This window comes from Uliginosibacterium silvisoli, assembly GCF_036017035.1.
Classification (GTDB): Bacteria; Pseudomonadota; Gammaproteobacteria; order Burkholderiales; family Rhodocyclaceae; genus Viridibacterium; species Viridibacterium silvisoli.
In genome coordinates this window covers 151,986-169,775 of record NZ_JAYXHS010000004.1, presented here as the reverse complement: position 1 = coordinate 169,775, position 17,790 = coordinate 151,986, and the positions used below count along the sequence as shown (strand labels likewise).

At 58.9% G+C, this 17,790-nt stretch carries 13 protein-coding genes and 1 tRNA gene; 4 read left to right on the top strand and 10 right to left on the bottom strand.

Annotated elements, in window-relative coordinates; genetic code table 11:
* The first annotated feature begins 106 nt into the window (after positions 1-106).
* Positions 107-2,155 (top strand): sodium-translocating pyrophosphatase, encoded by a 2,049-nt coding sequence (locus VVD49_RS18670; RefSeq protein WP_327600737.1) that lies wholly within the window; start codon positions 107-109, stop codon positions 2,153-2,155.
* Between the two features lie 53 nt (positions 2,156-2,208).
* On the opposite strand, the gene VVD49_RS18665 is transcribed toward VVD49_RS18670, so the two are convergent.
* From VVD49_RS18665 to VVD49_RS18655, 3 genes are all read right to left on the bottom strand, one after another.
* Positions 2,209-2,655, bottom strand: coding sequence for a hypothetical protein (locus tag VVD49_RS18665; RefSeq protein ID WP_327600736.1), 447 nt, complete (start codon positions 2,653-2,655; stop codon positions 2,209-2,211).
* Entirely contained in the window at positions 2,652-3,032 is a 381-nt protein-coding gene (locus tag VVD49_RS18660) for a hypothetical protein (protein WP_327600735.1), read from the bottom strand. The genes VVD49_RS18665 and VVD49_RS18660 overlap by 4 nt, the downstream gene beginning before the upstream one ends.
* Before the next feature lie 122 nt (positions 3,033-3,154).
* Complete coding sequence (locus tag VVD49_RS18655; RefSeq protein ID WP_327600734.1) at positions 3,155-3,823, bottom strand: GbsR/MarR family transcriptional regulator; 669 nt, start codon at positions 3,821-3,823, stop codon at positions 3,155-3,157.
* Between the two features lie 192 nt (positions 3,824-4,015).
* Between VVD49_RS18655 and VVD49_RS18650 the strand changes: the two genes are divergently transcribed.
* A complete protein-coding gene (locus VVD49_RS18650; RefSeq protein ID WP_327600733.1) occupies positions 4,016-4,297 on the top strand; it encodes a hypothetical protein in 282 nt (93 codons plus the stop codon).
* A 74-nt stretch (positions 4,298-4,371) separates the two neighbouring features.
* On the opposite strand, the gene VVD49_RS18645 is transcribed toward VVD49_RS18650, so the two are convergent.
* Both VVD49_RS18645 and gltX read right to left on the bottom strand, forming a co-directional pair.
* Positions 4,372-5,337, bottom strand: coding sequence for a fatty acid desaturase family protein (locus tag VVD49_RS18645; RefSeq protein WP_327600732.1), 966 nt, complete (start codon positions 5,335-5,337; stop codon positions 4,372-4,374).
* Positions 5,338-5,400: 63 nt separating this feature from the next.
* Positions 5,401-6,792 carry a glutamate--tRNA ligase gene (gene gltX / locus VVD49_RS18640; RefSeq protein WP_327600731.1) on the bottom strand — a complete coding sequence of 464 codons (1,392 nt, stop codon included), beginning with the start codon at positions 6,790-6,792 and terminating at the stop codon, positions 5,401-5,403.
* 137 nt (positions 6,793-6,929) lie between these two features.
* Here gltX and VVD49_RS18635 point away from each other — a divergent pair.
* Positions 6,930-7,005: transfer RNA gene (locus tag VVD49_RS18635), tRNA-Val, on the top strand.
* A 209-nt stretch (positions 7,006-7,214) separates the two neighbouring features.
* Here VVD49_RS18635 and VVD49_RS18630 read toward each other — a convergent pair.
* From VVD49_RS18630 to VVD49_RS18620, 3 genes are read right to left on the bottom strand one after another with little or no spacing between them, the layout of a single operon-like run.
* A complete protein-coding gene (locus VVD49_RS18630) occupies positions 7,215-8,495 on the bottom strand; it encodes a TniQ family protein (RefSeq protein ID WP_327600730.1) in 1,281 nt (426 codons plus the stop codon).
* Positions 8,495-9,544 (bottom strand): ATP-binding protein, encoded by a 1,050-nt coding sequence (locus VVD49_RS18625; protein ID WP_327600729.1) that lies wholly within the window; start codon positions 9,542-9,544, stop codon positions 8,495-8,497. Before VVD49_RS18625 ends, VVD49_RS18630 begins: the two co-directional genes overlap by 1 nt.
* 19 nt (positions 9,545-9,563) lie before the next feature.
* The gene (locus tag VVD49_RS18620; protein ID WP_327600728.1) at positions 9,564-12,257 is read right to left on the bottom strand and encodes a DDE-type integrase/transposase/recombinase; all 2,694 of its coding nucleotides are present in this window, start codon (positions 12,255-12,257) and stop codon (positions 9,564-9,566) included.
* Between the two features lie 97 nt (positions 12,258-12,354).
* On the opposite strand from VVD49_RS18620, the gene VVD49_RS18615 reads away from it, so the two are divergent.
* Positions 12,355-12,762: a DUF6471 domain-containing protein gene (locus VVD49_RS18615; RefSeq protein WP_327600727.1), complete on the top strand. Its 408-nt coding sequence runs from the start codon at positions 12,355-12,357 to the stop codon at positions 12,760-12,762.
* Positions 12,763-13,037: 275 nt separating this feature from the next.
* Here VVD49_RS18615 and VVD49_RS18610 read toward each other — a convergent pair whose 3' ends face one another.
* Complete coding sequence (locus VVD49_RS18610) at positions 13,038-16,496, bottom strand: ATP-binding protein (protein ID WP_327600726.1); 3,459 nt, start codon at positions 16,494-16,496, stop codon at positions 13,038-13,040.
* A 5-nt stretch (positions 16,497-16,501) separates the two neighbouring features.
* Positions 16,502-17,761 (bottom strand): metallophosphoesterase family protein, encoded by a 1,260-nt coding sequence (locus VVD49_RS18605; protein ID WP_327600725.1) that lies wholly within the window; start codon positions 17,759-17,761, stop codon positions 16,502-16,504.
* Positions 17,762-17,790: the final 29 nt, after the last annotated feature.

The following is a 17,790-nucleotide window of genomic DNA, read 5'->3' as shown; positions in this document are numbered from 1 at the left end:
GCAGGCAATCAACGTTCTGATGGTAGCGTGCAGCACAGGGAACGGCAGGCAGCACCAGCCTTTCACGCAAGAGATATTCATCAACGTTCATGCGAGGAGTTTGACGATGGAAGTACTCTGGTTCGCGTTGGGAAGCGCCCTGCTCGCCGTACTGTACGGCGTCCTCACAACGAGATGGATACTCGCGCAACCCGCAGGCAATGCCCGCATGCAGGAGATCGCACAAGCCATTCAGGTCGGCGCAGCGGCGTATCTCAACCGGCAGTACACCTCCATCGGCGTCGTGGGCGCCATCCTCTTTGCAGTGATTGGTTTCACGCTCGGCTGGCCGACCGCGATCGGTTTCGCAATCGGCGCCATACTCTCAGGCGCGGCGGGTTACATCGGCATGAACGTGTCGGTACGCGCCAATGTGCGTACCGCCGAAGCGGCTCGCAGCGGCTTGCCTGCAGCTTTCAATGTCGCTTTCCGCGGCGGCGCGATCACCGGCATGCTGGTTGCCGGTCTGGCCTTGCTTGGTGTGGCCGGATACTACGGTTACCTGCATCAGGTTGCAGACGCAGCCACACCCCTTCCCGCTGTGCTCAAACCCCTTGTCGGGCTGGCATTCGGTGCATCCCTGATCTCCATCTTCGCGCGCCTCGGTGGCGGCATCTTCACAAAGGGTGCTGACGTGGGTGCCGACCTGGTGGGCAAGGTCGAAGCCGGCATTCCGGAAGATGACCCCCGCAATCCCGCCGTCATTGCGGACAATGTCGGCGACAACGTGGGGGACTGCGCCGGCATGGCGGCCGACCTGTTCGAAACCTATGCCGTCACGCTGATCGCCACCATGATTCTCGGCGCACTGACCCTCGGCGCTGCGCCGCTGGTGGGCGTGGCCTATCCACTGGCGCTGGGCGCAACAGCCATCGTCGCCTCCATCATCGGCTGCTTCTTCGTGAAAGTGACGCCCGGCAGCAAGATCATGAACGCGCTTTACCGCGGCCTGATCGTCGCAGGCCTGATCGCACTGGTCGCCTTCTATTTCGTCACGCAACGCCTGGTGCCGGACGATCTGCTCAACACAGCACTGGGCATCAACGGCGGCGCACAGATGCGCCTCTTCGGCACCACCATCGTTGGCCTCGTGCTCACTGGCTTGATGGTGTGGATTACGGAGTACTACACGGGCACGGAATACGCGCCCGTGCGCCACGTGGCGGCGGCATCGCAGACAGGTCACGGCACGAACATCATTGCAGGCCTCGGCGTCTCGATGAAGTCCACCGCCGGCCCGGTGATTGCAGTCTGCGTCGCCATCTGGGCCTCTTACTCGCTTGGTGGTCTTTACGGCATCGCCGTCGCGGCGACTTCAATGCTGTCGATGACCGGCATCATCGTCGCGCTCGATGCGTATGGCCCCATTACAGACAATGCAGGCGGCATCGCCGAGATGGCGGAGCTGCCCGACTCGGTGCGCGCCATCACTGATCCACTGGATGCTGTCGGCAACACGACGAAGGCCGTCACCAAGGGCTACGCAATCGGCTCAGCAGGCCTGGCGGCGCTGGTGCTGTTCGCCGACTACACGCATGCGCTGGAAGCGCTCGGCCAACACCTGAAGTTCGATCTGTCGGATCACATGGTCATCATCGGCCTGTTCATCGGCGGTCTCGTGCCCTACCTGTTCGGCGCCATGGCGATGGAAGCCGTGGGCCGTGCTGCCGGCTCGGTCGTCGTCGAAGTGCGTCGCCAGTTCAAGGAAATCGCCGGCATCATGGAAGGCACGGCCAAGCCCGATTATTCACGCGCCGTCGATATGCTGACCAAATCGGCGATCAAGGAAATGATGATTCCTTCGCTGCTGCCCGTGCTGCTACCCATCATCGTCGGGCTCTTGCTCGGCCCGAAGGCGCTCGGCGGCATGCTGATGGGCACCATCATCACCGGACTCTTCGTTGCAATCTCGATGACCACCGGCGGCGGCGCATGGGACAACGCCAAGAAGTACATCGAAGATGGCAACCATGGTGGCAAAGGCTCTGACACGCATAAAGCCGCGGTGACCGGCGATACGGTCGGCGACCCCTACAAGGACACGGCGGGCCCCGCCGTGAATCCGCTGATCAAGATCATCAACCTCGTGGCGCTGCTGATCGTTCCTTTGCTCTGAACTGACAAGCCAGCAAGCCCAAGGCCTTCGCAGGCCCTGGGCTTTTCGCGCGCTCAGCCTTGAGGCCGTGCAACTTTGCGCCAGCTCACATAGAGCACGAACGCCCCCAAGCCCAGCATCAGTTCGCCAATGCGCGTACTGACGTATTCCAGCATGGCACCAGCGCCCTGAAGATCATCGTTGAGGCGACACAAATACAGCGCAAAGCCCCACGCAAACAGATGGAAATCCAGGTTGCGGGCGTCACGCCTGGCCGCTCTCAATGCCGTGTCGCCAGCCGCCTCGCTGGCGGGGGCAAAGCGTCGATTCAGTGCTCTATTGGTCCAGCTGATCGCAGCATCGGCCAGCAAGAGATAGGCACCGACCATCAGCACAAAGAGGATGCCACCCATGAACGCTTCGACTGCGAGTGGCTGAATCGCGAAAACTGCCAGGGCAATCACGCATGCCCAGAGCGCAGCTCGTACGGGCCTGTCCAGAACCTCCGGGATGACAGTCATGACAACTCCTTGTCGGTCTCGAGTACCGGTGCTTGCGTGTAGCGATCCCAGTCAAAACCTGAGATCCAGTACAGGTTGAACAGATGCATGATGCCCAGCACGAGCAACACGAGTCCAAGCTTCGTGCTGAGGTACTCGATCAGACCCGCGATATCTACCGGTTGCGTGCCATAGCGCAATGCAACGCACACCCAGCCGATATTGACGAGATAGAAGCCGACCACCAGCAAGTGGTTCAGGGAGTCGGCGAGCGGCTCATTGCCGCGCAACTGGTGAACGAGGAAGGTACGACCATGCTGGCTCAGTGAGCGGGCCACCCACACGGTGACCGCAACGCTGATACAAAGGTAGATGACGTAGGTTGCTATGACGATCATGATCAGACTCCTTGGTTGGAGAAACAGCTATGAACAAAACATCAAAAATCTTTTATTTCTGTCAAAACAGAAATAGATATCTAAAAAAAAGGGAGCTTTCACTCCCGCTGCTTCTGACTGAGCTACGAATCCTTCTTTGAACCGCGCACAAACCCCTGGATGCGTGCGCCAAGCTTGAGGATGCGCATCAAGGTCTCAGGCTCCAGTCGCAGCATTTCATCAGCCCACGACGACAGTATCTCCATCAATGCCAGGGTTTCCTTGATCCGCAATTGGGTGCCAGCGTCCTCTTCGCCGATTTCAGGACTCTTCAGACACTCGCGCAACACCGTGATCGTAGGATCGAACTCCCGCGCCTTTCGCTCCGTCACGACAGTCTTGAAAAGCTCCCAGACCGCCGTTGTGCAATCGAAATGATCGCGCCTGTCGCCCAGCAAATGCACCACCCGGATGAGCTTCCAGCTCTGCAGTTCGCGCAAGCTGTTACTCACGTTTGAACGTGCCACGCCCAATGTGGACGCAATTTCTTCCGCATGCATGGGCCGCCCTGCGACAAACAGCAAGGCGTGGATCTGGGCAACAGTACGATTGACGCCCCACTGCGACCCCATCTCGCCCCAGTGCAAGACGAAGCGTTGTGAAATTGGTTTGAGTTCCATGGAGAGGATCCTGACAAATCCTTTCATTTCTGTCAATACAGAAATATAGAAATCTTGAGTCGGCGCTAGACAGGTCGGGCTGCGCCTTATCATTTCGAGACAGAACGAAGCATCGGAGGCGCATATCGGCATTTGCTTTGCCGAAAAACAGCAAGCCCCAGCCACCCCGTGACCCGATCATGGAAGACAGGTGGGACTTCCTCTCTTCGCAATGACGGCGCAGCACACGGCGGTCAGCAAGCACTTGGCATGTATCGCTTCACTGGCGCACACTCGCCAAGCCAGCACATCTCTTCCCCGAATTTCTCTCAGGAGCATCTCGCAATGGAACTGAACCGCTTCCTCCTCATCGAGTTTCTGGACGGCAAGAAAGAGTCCTTCTACTTCCCGACCCAGGCTGATACCGCCATGGCGAGAAAATTCCGTATGGAGGATTTCCTGAAAGGTCAGTTCATCACCATCCAGGTTGAAAATGAGCTCCTGCTTTACCCGGTCAGCGCGATCCGTTCGATCCGCATGTCCGGGCTGGGAGGGCCTGCACTCGAAGAGTTCATAGGCTCTTCACTGCCGATCTCGACCATCCGTGGGGCGGAACAGAACTACTGACTTGTTCCGAGATCGTCCACAAAAAAGCCCGGGACTGAAGTCTCGGGCTTTTTTAATGGGCGACAAGGAAAGTCTCAGCTTGCCGTATCGGAGCGGAACGCGCGTACGTCGTCATGCGTCGTGTAGTAGTTCAGGCGTCGCAGATTGAGCAAGGAGCGCCAGTAACCGCGCACGACCAGATAGGGATGGTCGCTACGCGTCGCAGCGAATACGCCAGGCAGGTAGCGATGCGACAACCATGGGTACTTGTGATGCACCTCATGGTAATTGACGTGGCTCCACAGCCACTCCAGCCAGGGCGCAGTCAACACCACCCAGCCGCTCACCGTTCGCCCCTCCCCTACCGCTGAGCCCTCTTCCACGTCGTACACATCACATCGCGTGCTGCTGCCACTGACAACAGCCGGAACGCCATAGTGATCCGACATGGCGCGGAAGGCGAACACCAGCGGAAAGACAACGACGATCGGCACAAGGGTGTACCAGACCGGCATACCCAGTGCGGGCAGAACCCCGAGGTAAATCGAGAAAACAAAGCCCAGACAGGCAAGGTCTTTTACGAGACGTACGACGTGACGTCTCTCGCCAAGTCTCCGCAGGTTTTCCAGCAAGAGAATGTATTGGGCATTCAAGGCCAGCGCCGATCCTATCGTTGCCGCGTAAAGAAAGGCGTGATGATGCTGCGCGTTCTCCGGATCGAGGCCGGGCTGATGTGCATAGCTGTGATGAGTCAGGTGGAACTGACGATTGGCGTTGAACGGAATCAAGGCAAACGCCGACAGCAGACCACCCCACAACTCGTTCCAGAAGGCCGATCTGAAGAGCACACGATGAACGGCTTCGTGCGCAAGAATGCCCATGCCAGTCAGCAAGATGACATTGAGGACGGCGAAGAGCCCGATCATCAGCCACTTGAGCAATCCCGCTACGCCACCTCCATCGTCGAACGATGCGGCCAGATGCGTGGCCAGCCAGAACGATGCAAACAGCAGCGCAAGTAACAGCACTGCCTTGAACAGGTTCTCCGCCTGGGGCAGCACCTGTTCCTTGGGCCCGGGAACCACCCCGAATCTGTTCGGCAACGTCATCTGCGACCAGACTGATCAAGCGTTCAGGCGCGCCAGCACGCGTTCACGCCCAAGCACTTCGAGCACCGCGTCAATGGATGGCGTCTGCGCGACACCCAGCAATTTCACGCGCAGCGGAATGGCGACTTGCGGCATCTTCACACCAAGCTCCGCGCAGGTTTCCTTGATGGCGGCGCTCAACGCGGCCTTGTCCCACGTGGCCAGCTGCAAGCGCGCGCTCAGTGTCGCCAACGAGCCACGTGCCGATGCGTCCAGGTGTTGTGCGGCGAGTTCTTCACTGATGGTGGGCTCAACGTAATAAGGCGCAACGGCATCAGCCAACTCGACGAGCGTCGACACGCGGTCACGATACAAGGCAATCACGGCGACGAGATCTGGTCCTGCGCTCACATCCACCCCGCGCCCTGCAAGACGTTTCTTAGCATCCGCAGCCAGCACGTCAGACGCAGTTGCCTTGATGTAGTGCGCGTTCAGCCACTTCAGCTTTTCGGTGTTGAACTGCGCCGCTGACGGCGTGATGTGATCGAGGTCGAACCACTCGACGAACTGCTCGCGCGAAAAGACTTCGTCGTCGCCATGGCTCCAGCCAAGACGCGCGAGGTAATTGATGACGGCCTCCTTGAGATAGCCGTCTTCATCGTACTGCATGACGCTGACGGCACCGTGACGCTTCGACAGCTTGGTGCCGTCGTCACCCAGGATCATGGAAAGATGCGCGTACTGCGGAACCTCGGCGCCGAGCGCCTTGAGGATGTTGATCTGGCGCGGCGTGTTGTTGACATGATCGTCCCCGCGAATCACCTGGGTGATGCCCATATCCCAGTCGTCCACCACCACGCAGAAATTGTAGGTCGGCGTACCATCTGCCCGGGCGATGACAAGGTCATCCATTTCGGCGTTGGCAATCTCGATGCGCCCTTTGACCAGATCATCCCAGGCCACCACGCCATCGAGCGGGTTCTTGAAGCGGATCACGGGTTGCACGCCCTCCGGCACTGCAGGCAGGACCTTGCCCGCTACCGGGCGCCAGGTGCCGTCGTAGCGTGGCTTCTCCCCGCGCGTGCGCTGGGCTTCACGCATGGCGTCCAGCTCTGCTGGCGTCGTGTAGCAGTAGTACGCGGCGCCGCTCTCGAGCATTTGCGCAATGACCTGCTTGTAGCGGTCCATGCGCTGCATTTGATAGAACGGGCCTTCGTCCCAACCCAGTTCCAGCCAGTTCATGCCATCCAGAATCGCTTGCACGGCCTCCGGAGTCGAGCGCGCTACGTCCGTATCTTCGATGCGCAGGATGAATTGCCCGCCATGACGGCGCGCGTAAGCCCATGAGAACAGCGCGGTGCGCGCGCCGCCAATATGGAGAAAACCTGTGGGGCTGGGGGCGAAACGGGTACGGACGGGCTTGCTCATGGATAGCGGGTGTCTGCAGAAATTCAGGAAGTTTGCATTTTACGGCATTAGACCTTTGACGAACGCGACTTGCCTCTCTATAATCCGGCCTCTCTCAAAGACAGCACCTTGTAGCGCAAGCGCAGCGTGATGCCTTCAGGCGGTTAGCTCAGTTGGTAGAGCACGTCCTTCACACGGACGGGGTCGTTGGTTCGAGTCCAATACCGCCTACCAGAAATCAGAAAGGGACCCTTCGGGGTCCCTTGTGGCGTTAAGCATAAAGTGGCCAAATTGCCAATTTATGCTTTATTTCCCGAACGGCCACATTTTGGTTGATTGCACTTTTCGTAGTAGCGTTAAAGGTTTTGCTCGTGATTGATGCCGAGCATCCAAAGAAAAAGGGACCCAAGGGTCCCTTTTTTCTTGCCAGCGTTTTCTTGCTACTAGTTCGTGCCGTCGCGAACTTGTTTGACGATGGAGAATGCATGACGCACGTTCCCCATACGCGTTCCCGCAATCTCTTTGCGTAAATCGCGGACGCTCATCCCCGAGTAGCCCGCTGCGACTCGAGCAGCCAACACTTCTCCCACCTGCTTTTTCAGCGCATCTTCCTGCTCTTGTTTGCGTTGCATACGGTATTGCTGGAAGCGGTCCGCAATTGCGCGAGCTTCGGCGGTCGCCCGCAAATTCAATTGCTTCGAATGAAGTCCCACACGCGCACTGGCCTCTTCTAGCGAGACTGGGATGCCTTCGAGCAAGATCGCACGCAGTTGGCCGGCAATTTCCTCCCAGTCGAGCGTACGAGACGGCTTTCCTTTGCGTGGTGCAGACGGCAAACCCAGTGAAAGTTGCGGCGGCTCAGCAGGCGGCACCCATCCGTCGATGCCTCTGCGTAAAAGCCTGTCCAATCCGACTCCTCCATGAAGACTGATTGCCAACCACGCGTGAATGGTCGGCAAGCCACCTTTCTTAGTCCAGTACCAGACGCCGCTTTTGCTCAAATCGAGACGGCGTGCAAAGTGCGCCACATTTCCGCCCATGCGTGAGATCACTTCACTCAGAAAGTCAGCAAGCGACTCGTTTTCATTGAGTGATGGCGGATCCGCGAGCATCGACCCAACCTGACGCGCTACCCATAGCGCTTCGGGTGTCGCCGGATCGGTTTCGGCATCGCCGAGGAACCCTCCACATGCCGTGCAATATCCCGGCACTACGATGGATGCACGGTTGCGCACGTTGCTTTTCTGACAGTGTGGACATGTATGGGTCAGCGCGACTTTGTGGGTCAGGCACGCCGTCACGGGAGCAACGTCCCACGCGAGGCGCAGATAAGGATCTAATCCAGCGGCCAGATCTTCCGTAAAACAACATGGACACCAGCGATCTGTTTTCGGGACCAGACCGGGGACGCCAACGAACTGACGCCATGGCGCAAGCGACAAATAATCGAGGTTGCCGACACTGGTCAGTTCGGAGATGTCTGCGGCCCATTGTTCGGTCTCCGTGCCCACACTGACGAAATTCCTCAGGTACCACTTATGGTCAGATGGCACCTCATGTCCGTTGCGTTTCAGGACCCAGCGAGCCAATTGCGCAGCCGACATGCAGTGTGAATATGCGAGCCGACAGAAGTACCCTGTCAGGCTCTCCACCTGCCCCGTTTTCTGACCCATCGGCTTCAGTGCGTGTAGTACGGAGCGCGGCGTCAACAGTTCAACACTCATCACGCAATCCTCCTGTGAGCAGTTGATGGCCCACCGGCGCGGGAGTGTTTCAGGCCTGGAGCAATACGTTCTTCACCGTCAGTGACCTCCTGCAAGATCTGCTGCACCTGTGCGTCGGACATCAGTGCGGCATGAAACACTTCGGTGGACCAGCCTCGCGCCGCGACCATAATTGAGAGGCGCACAAGAATGTCCCGTAGAGTCCCAATGCAACCGAGCGTATTTGCGTGAAGTATGTGGGCGTACGCCGGAAGGTCGACAGCAGCCAAGGCTGGTAGGGTCTCGGCAAACTTGGCTACGCATGAGCGAAAAGTCTGCACATCAGCTTCATCATCTTCCCGATAGCGAGAGAAATGGAGGACGTGCGTACGACGTGCTATCTGCCCACTCAGCGAAAGCAAATTGAAGAGGTCGTACGATCCCAGCAAAACCCACTGCACTCCGCATTCGTTGCTGAGGCTCTTCAATGTATCAAGCTGAGCCAAGTGACGATTAGGTGGACACTGGTTCATCACATGCGCGAATTCGTCCAACACAATGAATTGTGTCCGGCGCTGGCGTAACGTACGTTCGACAGCAGTTCGCAAACCGCCCAGGCGATTAGGCTGCGGTACAGGGCCGCCAACAACCCGGCCGGTACGGGGATCCACTCCATATGTCGTTCGGGGCGCGTCCAGATCGCCCTCCAAGGCAGAGAGGATTCGCTCGTACAACAATCGCCATGAGAACTCCTTTTCTCCTGACGCAGGGGCCTCAACACGGATCGCCGGCAGAAAGCCGGGATCAGTGACCATCTCAGCTCTTTGCGCGACAAGTTCTGCCTCAACGAGGTATTTACCAAGCGTTGACTTACCGGCGCCTGCCGGCCCACATACGAGCAGGAGTGTGGAACTCTTGCCGCCGTCAAGCAACAGGCCGACGTCATCAATAAGCGCTCCAATACGTCGGTGACGAATGCGTCCGCCTTGGGTTGGCACAGAGGAAGGCGGAGGAGAAACCTCGCCAATTGCATCGGCGTGGGCTGCGGGGAAAGCGGCACTACTATTCATAATAGGTAATCCAATCTGACTAGAACATTTCGAGGTCGTCATCCAGAGGCAACGTATGACTCTGGGCGGGCTTATCGATGGTTACAGGCACGGGGAGTCCGACCGACTGCTCGGACAAAACCGCGTGAAACGTCGTCAGAGACCGCTCTGACAGCAATAATTGACCTCGCGGTGCTACTTCGGCCAGACCGAGCGACTGGTACAACTGCCGATTCTCTTGTTGCCTTGCTAACTGCAATGCGCGCGCACCTTCCGGCGTAAACGTGCGCATGAACTCAACCAACCGTTGCACCGACAATTCGTCGTGTTTGGTATTGGGATATCGATTCACGTACTCCTCCGACAGGGCGGCACGCTCTTTCTCCGTCATGGTGTGGAGGTGAGCCAAGGTCTTGCACGTGGCTGGATGCCATCGCTTGTCGACCTGCACAAAAACAGTCGATACATCCCAAGGGTCATAGCGCACTGCCACCTTTGTCCCATGAAGTTTCGGGTTGCTGAATTCTGGGCACCAATAGAAGTAGCGGTCATTCATCTTTATCCCACGCTGCTTGTCCACCTTGCGAACGCCAGCCCGCTCGACAAGGGGACAAGTGAGAATGAGAAACGCCTTGGTCAGTGTGACTATGCAATGACTGCGCTCTCCAGATTGCGCCATGCCTTGGGCATACGCATCGCGCGGGCTCAGTCCTAGCGCTGGATGCTCCCGCTGATCGTAATACTCCGTCGCCCAGTATTCGATGCCGTAGTAAAGCTGCTCCAGCGTCCACTCGGCCAGGCGCGATGGCAGGAATTTTCCGGTGGTCTCGCGCACGTTCTTCGTGGCTTTGGTGTTGCCGGCGAGGTTATGAACGTACTCGGTATGCATGGATCCGAAGATGCGCTCCATCACAGCCCCATGGCGTGGGTTCCCTGCCGGACGGTAGCGCACGTGAATACGCATAAGCTTCGCAAATAGACTGAAGTCCTCACTGCGGAAGTCAGCCCCGTTGTCCACGACGACCATTTGCGGCAAGCGCCGAAAGCGCCTCACGATGTCTCGGAAGAGCATCATGTTCGACCGGTATGAAGGCGAATCAAAACTGAGGTACATGCCAAGAATGCGGCGTGTAAAGGCGTCAATTGCAAAGGAGAGCCATGGACGACCGAGGCCCTTGCCCGTACGGCTACAAACGAGCTCAATGTCCACTTCCGTGTGATCCATGTGAACGTATTGAAACGGCCGCACGCCATGTACGGGCGTATCCGCATGAAGTACGGAGACAAATTCTGCATTCTTGTATGCAACGCGCTTGCCGTAACGCGCGCGATCCGCGCCCGTACGCGGCAATTTCTTGAAATGAGCGATGAGTGTCGGATATGACGGAGCTTCGATCTGTTTCTCACGGCATAGAGCTATGAGGTGGTTGTGACAAGCCTTACGGTTCTGCGCCTTGCTGTTCAGGAAGTGTTTGCGCGTGATCTCGGCGATAGCATCAAGCTGCTCGGGTGACAGACGCGCTGTGCGATTGCCCCTGTCTCGCGTACGCGGAACCAATGCAGTCAGCGTGTCAAGGCCTGCGATCTCTGCGTGCGTAACGAGTTTCTTGAAGCGTGCTCGCGTACGAGGCGACAGCGATTCTCGCGACAGGTCACTCTGACGGCTGAGTGCCGTCCGCAATTCGTTTTCGGTGAAATCGCAAAGCCGAGGTCGCTGCAGATCCTCACCGCAGGCATTCTCCATCTTGAGATTACCTGTTGCGGCCAGCTCGCCAAGCGTGGAGAGCTTCAGTTCGATCATGTCCGCATGCTCGGACTTCAAAACAATCTGCATCACACCTACAAGACTTATCTCGTATGGCACGTGGTTGTAGAGCACTCTCGCGCCGACACGCAGGTCTAACGTACCGTCAACGGCTTGTGGCCTTGCGCGGCATTCTGTTAGCGCTCGCTCAAAATCGCGCACAGCGTGGTCGCGGAATACGCGGCAACGATGGGGCTCCGCCAGAAATTCACCGTCCATATCGGCGATAAGGATGCCGTCCGCAATAAGCTTGAACGCGTCATCCGGCGTGCATTGAGCCTTCTCGTAGAGCTCAGCTAGATAGAGCGTTGCATCTTCCTTCAGCGCCGATTCGACACGCATTGCGGCGTCAATCGGACATGCCATTGCGGACGGGTGAAGATAGTCCTCAAGGAATAGCGTGTTTTCGATGCGACGCTCGCCGATCCGCGTTTCTGTACATATCTGGTAGGTGATGCCGCGGTCTGCGAGCCAGTGCTCTATGTACGGCGAGCGCCATTGGCCATCATCATTAAGTTGGTAGCGCCACGGCGTACGACGAGCCAGTCCCTGCAATTTCTCCTCGGACTTCCACTCGTGCAGAAATACACCATCCGCCCTGATGATCAGGAAGTCGGGGATGTGGTCGATCTTATGGATCTCTCCTTGATCGTCGATAACTTCAAACTTCAAATGGCAGGGTTGAGCAAAGAACTCGAGAACATCAGGATCATGTTCGTAAGTCACCGCCGCCGGAAACTCGAGATGGCGGCTCTCAGTGTTGCTTTCCCGTTGCATCTTGCGGCTCTGATACGTAGTGAGCACATTGCCGCCACGCGATTTCACCGGGCGTACGGGAGAGTTGCGGACGGCATCAACGACAATGCGGCGGCCTTTCGGCGGTAGGCCGAGCCGATCCAGTAAGGCGTCGCGATGGTGGTGCTCAAGCATGGGTTGCCCTTAAAACGTTCTGGCAACCGTATAAGCAAGGCCAATTTAAAAGAGTCATAATTGACTCTATTGTCAATTCGATCAGGCGCGACGCGAGATGAGCAAGGTCCAGAGAGGGCGCTTCATTCGCCCTGAAGCGGCGGCAGCCCGCGGGGCAAATCCATGGGGCGCCTTCGCCAGCGAGCTCATCAAAGAGCGACTGGCACGCCAGGGTTGGGGCTACAGGGATCTGGCAGACAAACTTAGTGCGCTCGGTCTCGAGCTCGAGCCAGCCGCTGTGAATAGAAAAGTGAATCGAGGAGATTTCAGCGCCGGCTTCCTGCTGATGTGCCTCCATGCGCTTGGAGTCGGGCGCATTGAGTTTGAAGGAGAGCGCTCTGCCATGGCCGTTGGCGTTGGAGATGAGCCGCAATCCTACGCACCGAATGCCACATCGGCGGGCAATGACGGAAAGGAGCTGGATGCGCTTATAGGGTTCGGCGGCAGAAAAAAGAAGGCAAAGTGAAGCCTCGGCCTTTTCTGATGCCTGGGATGAATCCACGACGCCACTGCACTCTCGTGTTGGCGCCGCATACTTCTCGGACTGCTGACAACTACGTTCCATCACGCGGCCCCAATAATGTGATCCGTTCACAAAATGGGGCGCCTGGAGCTCATTTGAGCTCCATCGCGGAGTCGTCGTTACGTATTCATGGCCTTAAACAACGGCCAGTACGAAAAATATAGTTCAGAAATGCGGGTCTGCTTCTGCATTCGAACTTTGCCCCCTGTAATTGGCGCCTAACCTAAGTGAATGACATTTATCTCGCTTCCGACGCATTCCCGTGCCACATCTACCAGATGGTCATGATGCGTAAGAAAGATAACCTGCGTCTTGCGTGCCAATTGACCCAACGCAGCCAAGCCGGCACGTGAGCGGCTGTCGTGGAAGTTCACGAACAGATCGTCCGCGATGAAGGGTAAAGGGCGGTCGTTTTCGATCTGCATCTCCAGTGCGGCTAGGCGTAGCGCTAGGAAAAGCTGATCGCGAGTACCTTCGCTTAAGCCGTCAATGCCCACACGCTCGCCGCTGGCACGCACTGCGATCAGGCGAGGTGGCGTCACCTCAAAATCCGGAGATAACCGAGCAAAACCACCCAGCGTGAGCCGCGAAAATAACTCGCTGGCTTGCTGCAACAGTGGCCCCTGCTTCCGCTCGCGATAGCGGTCAATGGCCCAGCGCAGCAGACGGTGTGCGGTTGCGACCGTCATGTAGCGCTCTGCGGCATCGCCCAATTGCGCCAGCGACTCCAGCCGCTTCGACTCAGCTTGAGCCGCGTCCGCCCCACCCTGTGCCTTGTCCAGCTCGGCCTGGGCCTGCGCGAGTTCAGTCGCAAGGCGCGTCTGCCGCTCTACCAGAGCGGACAATTGCCCGTCCATTTCTTCGAGTCGGGGTTTCAACGTCTCGGACGCTACGGAATCGCAGGAGATCAACAAATCATCGAGTGACAATCCATCGCCCGCATTGAGAATGGCTTGCCTGTATTGCTGCAGCTCGGTGTCGAGCGCGCGACGGCGGTCACTGTCGGCAATGCGCGTGCGCAGCATGGCGTGATCCTCGCTCTCCGCAAGCGAGTAGAGCGACTGGAGTGCTGCGCGCGTGGTGGCCAGCGCAGCCTCGGCGGCGCGAACCTGTGTTTCGCTGTTGAGGATTTCGCCGGAAAGACGGCTGCGTGCCTGCTGCAATTCGCGCGCAGCTTGCAAGCGCTGTGTCAGGGCTTGCGCCCAGGCGAACGCATCTGCATCCGAGCGCCCCAGGGCGTGCTCCAGCACCTCGGCGGCAGCCTCGAATTCCGCTAGCTCGTTTTGCATGACTTCGATCTGACGCTGACGCAAGTCGTCGGCTTGCGCCATCAAGCCGAGCACCTGCTCAACCACTTCGATAGCATGGCGGGCCGAATCCGGCGTCAGCCAGTCCCCGGCCAGCGCTGCAGCCTTCACTGCACCATCCCATCGTGCCTGCCATTGCCCTAACGCTGTTTCACTCGCCCGCACGGCCAGCGCCTGATGGGTCAGTTCGGTCTGCGCCTCGGCAAGCTGCGTGGCCCGCTGGCCGGCCGCCACCTCGGCCGCCTGCCGCGTGCGGATCAAGGCAACGGCGCGCTGGCACAAAGCCGCCAGTGATTCGCCATCCAGGTCAGCCGCGCCAGACGTCTGCATAGCCAAGAGCAGCGTTGTCATGGCCGCCGCTTCATCCGCCTGCTCAGTGGCGAGCTCCGCAGCCTTGGCCTGCACCGCAGCAGCCGCGTCGAGTGCTGCCTGGCGCCGAACCAACCATGCTGACAGATCCAATAACGGCATGCCCGGCAGACCCATCGTCTGCGCCTGTTGTGTCCAGCGCGCCTCGAATGCCTCCAGCGCCTGCTGAGCTTCAACCAATTGTTCTTCACGCGCCGCTACGGCTGCGGCATCCCGTAGCTGCGTCTGGCGCAGGTTCAGCAGCCGGGCCGAATCCTCTGCGTGGTCACGCTGGCTATCGACCAGTCGGTCGGCTTCCGCGATGGCCTGATCCAGTTTCGGAGCACCTGATGGAAGCGGTATCTCTTCCTGCTTGATTTGCCCCCACATCGCATCGCGGGCCGTCCGCGCCTGCTGCACCTCGTCTAGCGTCACCACGCCGTGACTGGCCGCGAATTGCTCCAGCGCAAGCGCCGATTGCCGGTCCTGTTCCAGCGCCTGCGCACGCTGTTGCCTGGCTGTCTCCACGGCATTTATCAGACCAGCACGCTCAGCCTTCAGCATGCTCACCTGTTCCTCAGCAGGCGCTGGCAAGGCCGCCAGTGAAGTCAGCGTCAGACTCCAAGTCGACAGCGCCGCTAACGCAGATTCACGCAGCGCTTCCACCTGCGCCAGCTCCGCGCTGAGTTTGCGCTGACGGGCATGGCTCGTCTGCAAGGCTTGCGCGTCCTGCAGCGCAGCGGGCAATGCAGGCGATAAAGGGACCGACGCCAATTCCGGCGCGCCCGCCTGCGCTTGCAACCTGCTCAGCGCGGCCTCGGCGCGAACATGATTTAGCAAGGCCGACTGCTGCGCCTGTAGCAAGGCACCGCGATCTTCCAAGACACTCTCAAGAGTTTTGAGCGCCAACGCACCGGGCACCCGCTCCCGCAGCGTCACTTCATCCGTAGACCAGCCCAACTGCACGGCCAAGCTAGCTGCATCGCGCAGCAAGATTTGCAGCTCATGCTCAGCCCTGGCGATCTTTTGCCGGTGTTCCACACAGGCGTGGCTCCGTGCCACGAACGCTTCCGCCGCCGCTGCATGCTGGAGGACAGCCTCGTCGGACAGCAAGCCAGCCAGCTGAGTCTGTAGGGACGCAAGCGATTCACGATGTAGATTAAATATCACCGCCTGCACTGCCAAAGCCTCCTCAGCCTCGGCAAGGCGCGGCGCGGCATCCTGCGGAAATTCGACCACCTCGGCGAGCATCTCCAAGCGAGCCTGCACATCACGCAGTTGCGCCACACTCGGCGCTATGCGGCGGACGCGCTCCAATTTTTGGCGCTCGCCGGACAGGGCCTGGTACTGCGCTGACGCCTCTTTCTGCGATGTCTGCAGCGCTTCCACGCGATCCATCGCGGCCGTCCACTGACTCGTTTTCACGGTTGCACTGCGCAAGGTGTGTTTGGCCGTATCGAGCTGCTCCAGCGCTTGGTAGAACGCGCGCTCACCGGAACGACGTGGCGCAAAGAGCAGATCCGCCTCTTTGCCCAACGCATCTCGAACCTTGCCGAGGCTGGACAAGCCCGAGGCAGACTGAAACAACAGCTGGCCGACGTCGTCTGAGGCGTCCAGGATGCTCTTCCCGCCCGCCAGCAGCTCGGTCAAATCCAGGCAGAACATGCGCTTGAACATCGTCTCGCTAGTCAGCCCCAAGTGTTCGACCAGCGTGGCGTCCACCAGCGCTTCGTCGTCCGGTCGCCGCAATGATTTGCGCCCACGAGATCGATGGAAAGCCAACCCGCCAACGTCCGACTGGATCACTGCGCCAAGGCGCAAATCGGCTAGCGGATGCAGGAAATCCATCTCACTGCGCAAAGGCATGCCGAACAAGAGTTCAGACACAGCACGTCTCAGGGTGGACTTGCCCGCCTCGTTAGCACCAACGATCAGGTGAAAATCGCAGTCGGCCTTTGGGAAGTGCAATGTCTGCTCGGTGAACTTGCCATAGCGGATGAGTTCGAGTGTCTGCAGGCGCATCGGCATCAATCCTTCATTCCCAAGCGGGCCAGCAGACCAGGCAGCACATTGTCCAGCAGCGCGCCCAGATCGCCGTCGCGGGTAAGCTTCAGGGCAGGCACTTCAGCCAACAGATCGGGCGCTTTAGCCAGCATCTGGTTGAAGTCTTCACGCAGCTCCTGCAGCAGGGCTTGGTCGTGCCGAGCCTCACCTAACAGAGCTTCCAGCTCCGCCAGCGCATCGCCACCCAAGGCAGCATCCGTTTGCACAACCATAGGCCGCGTGGCGAGCTTCACCTTCTCCAGCCACAAGCGCTCCGGCGCGATAGCCGCGATCTCGGCCAGCACATGGGCGCGTAACTCCTGCTCACGCTGGAACAGCTCGCCGTGGATGGGAGATTCGCCCTGCAGGCTCACGCGCACTGCGCGCGGTACCTGTGCATCGCTCTCCAGCAAACCTATCAGGTGCCGACCCGTGGCAATGCCCACCGCGTCCAGACTGTCGCAGTCCGACACATCCACCATCACATGTTCCCAGCGCAGCACATCGATGAACAGCCGTTCCACCTGGGGCTGATGATCTTCGCCCACCGTCACCATTACCGCCCCGCGCCGGCCAGTTTCGCGGATGCTGCGGCCCTGCAGATTGCCGGGGAAGCAGATGGTGGAACGATCCGCCCACAGCTTGTACTCATGCACATGGCCCAGCGCCCAGTAGTCGTACCCCTTGGCGTGCAGCTCATCCAGCGAGCATGGTGCGTAATTCGCATGCCCACTGTAGCCCCCTTGAAGCGCGGTGTGCAGCACACCGATGTTGAAGTAATCGCGCAACGGAGCAGCGTATCCCTGCACGAGATTCTCTGTCGTCTCGCGCACTTTAAAGCTGCGGCCGTGCAGCGCGACCTTCAGTTGCTCAATGACATGCGTCTCACAAACCTTGGCCGAGAAGCAACGCACGTTGTCCGGCAGGCGCAACGCACGCGTCATGTTGCTCTCGGCATCGTGGTTGCCAAACAACACGAAAGCAGAAATGCCCGCACGCTGCAGGCGGCCCATCTCGGCGCAGAAGAACAGCCCGGTATTGAAGTCCGGCCAATCCCCGTCATACAGATCGCCCGCGATGATGACGAAATCTACCCTCTCTTCAATCGCTAGCGTGATCAACTGGCGGAACGCCTCGCGCGTGGCGCCACGTAACTGCTCGGCCGGAGCATCTTGATAAGCACTCAGGCCGCACAGCGGGCTATCAAGGTGGATGTCAGCGGTGTGTATGTAGCGCAAGGTCAATACCTCAAAATTGATCGCCCCGTTTCTCT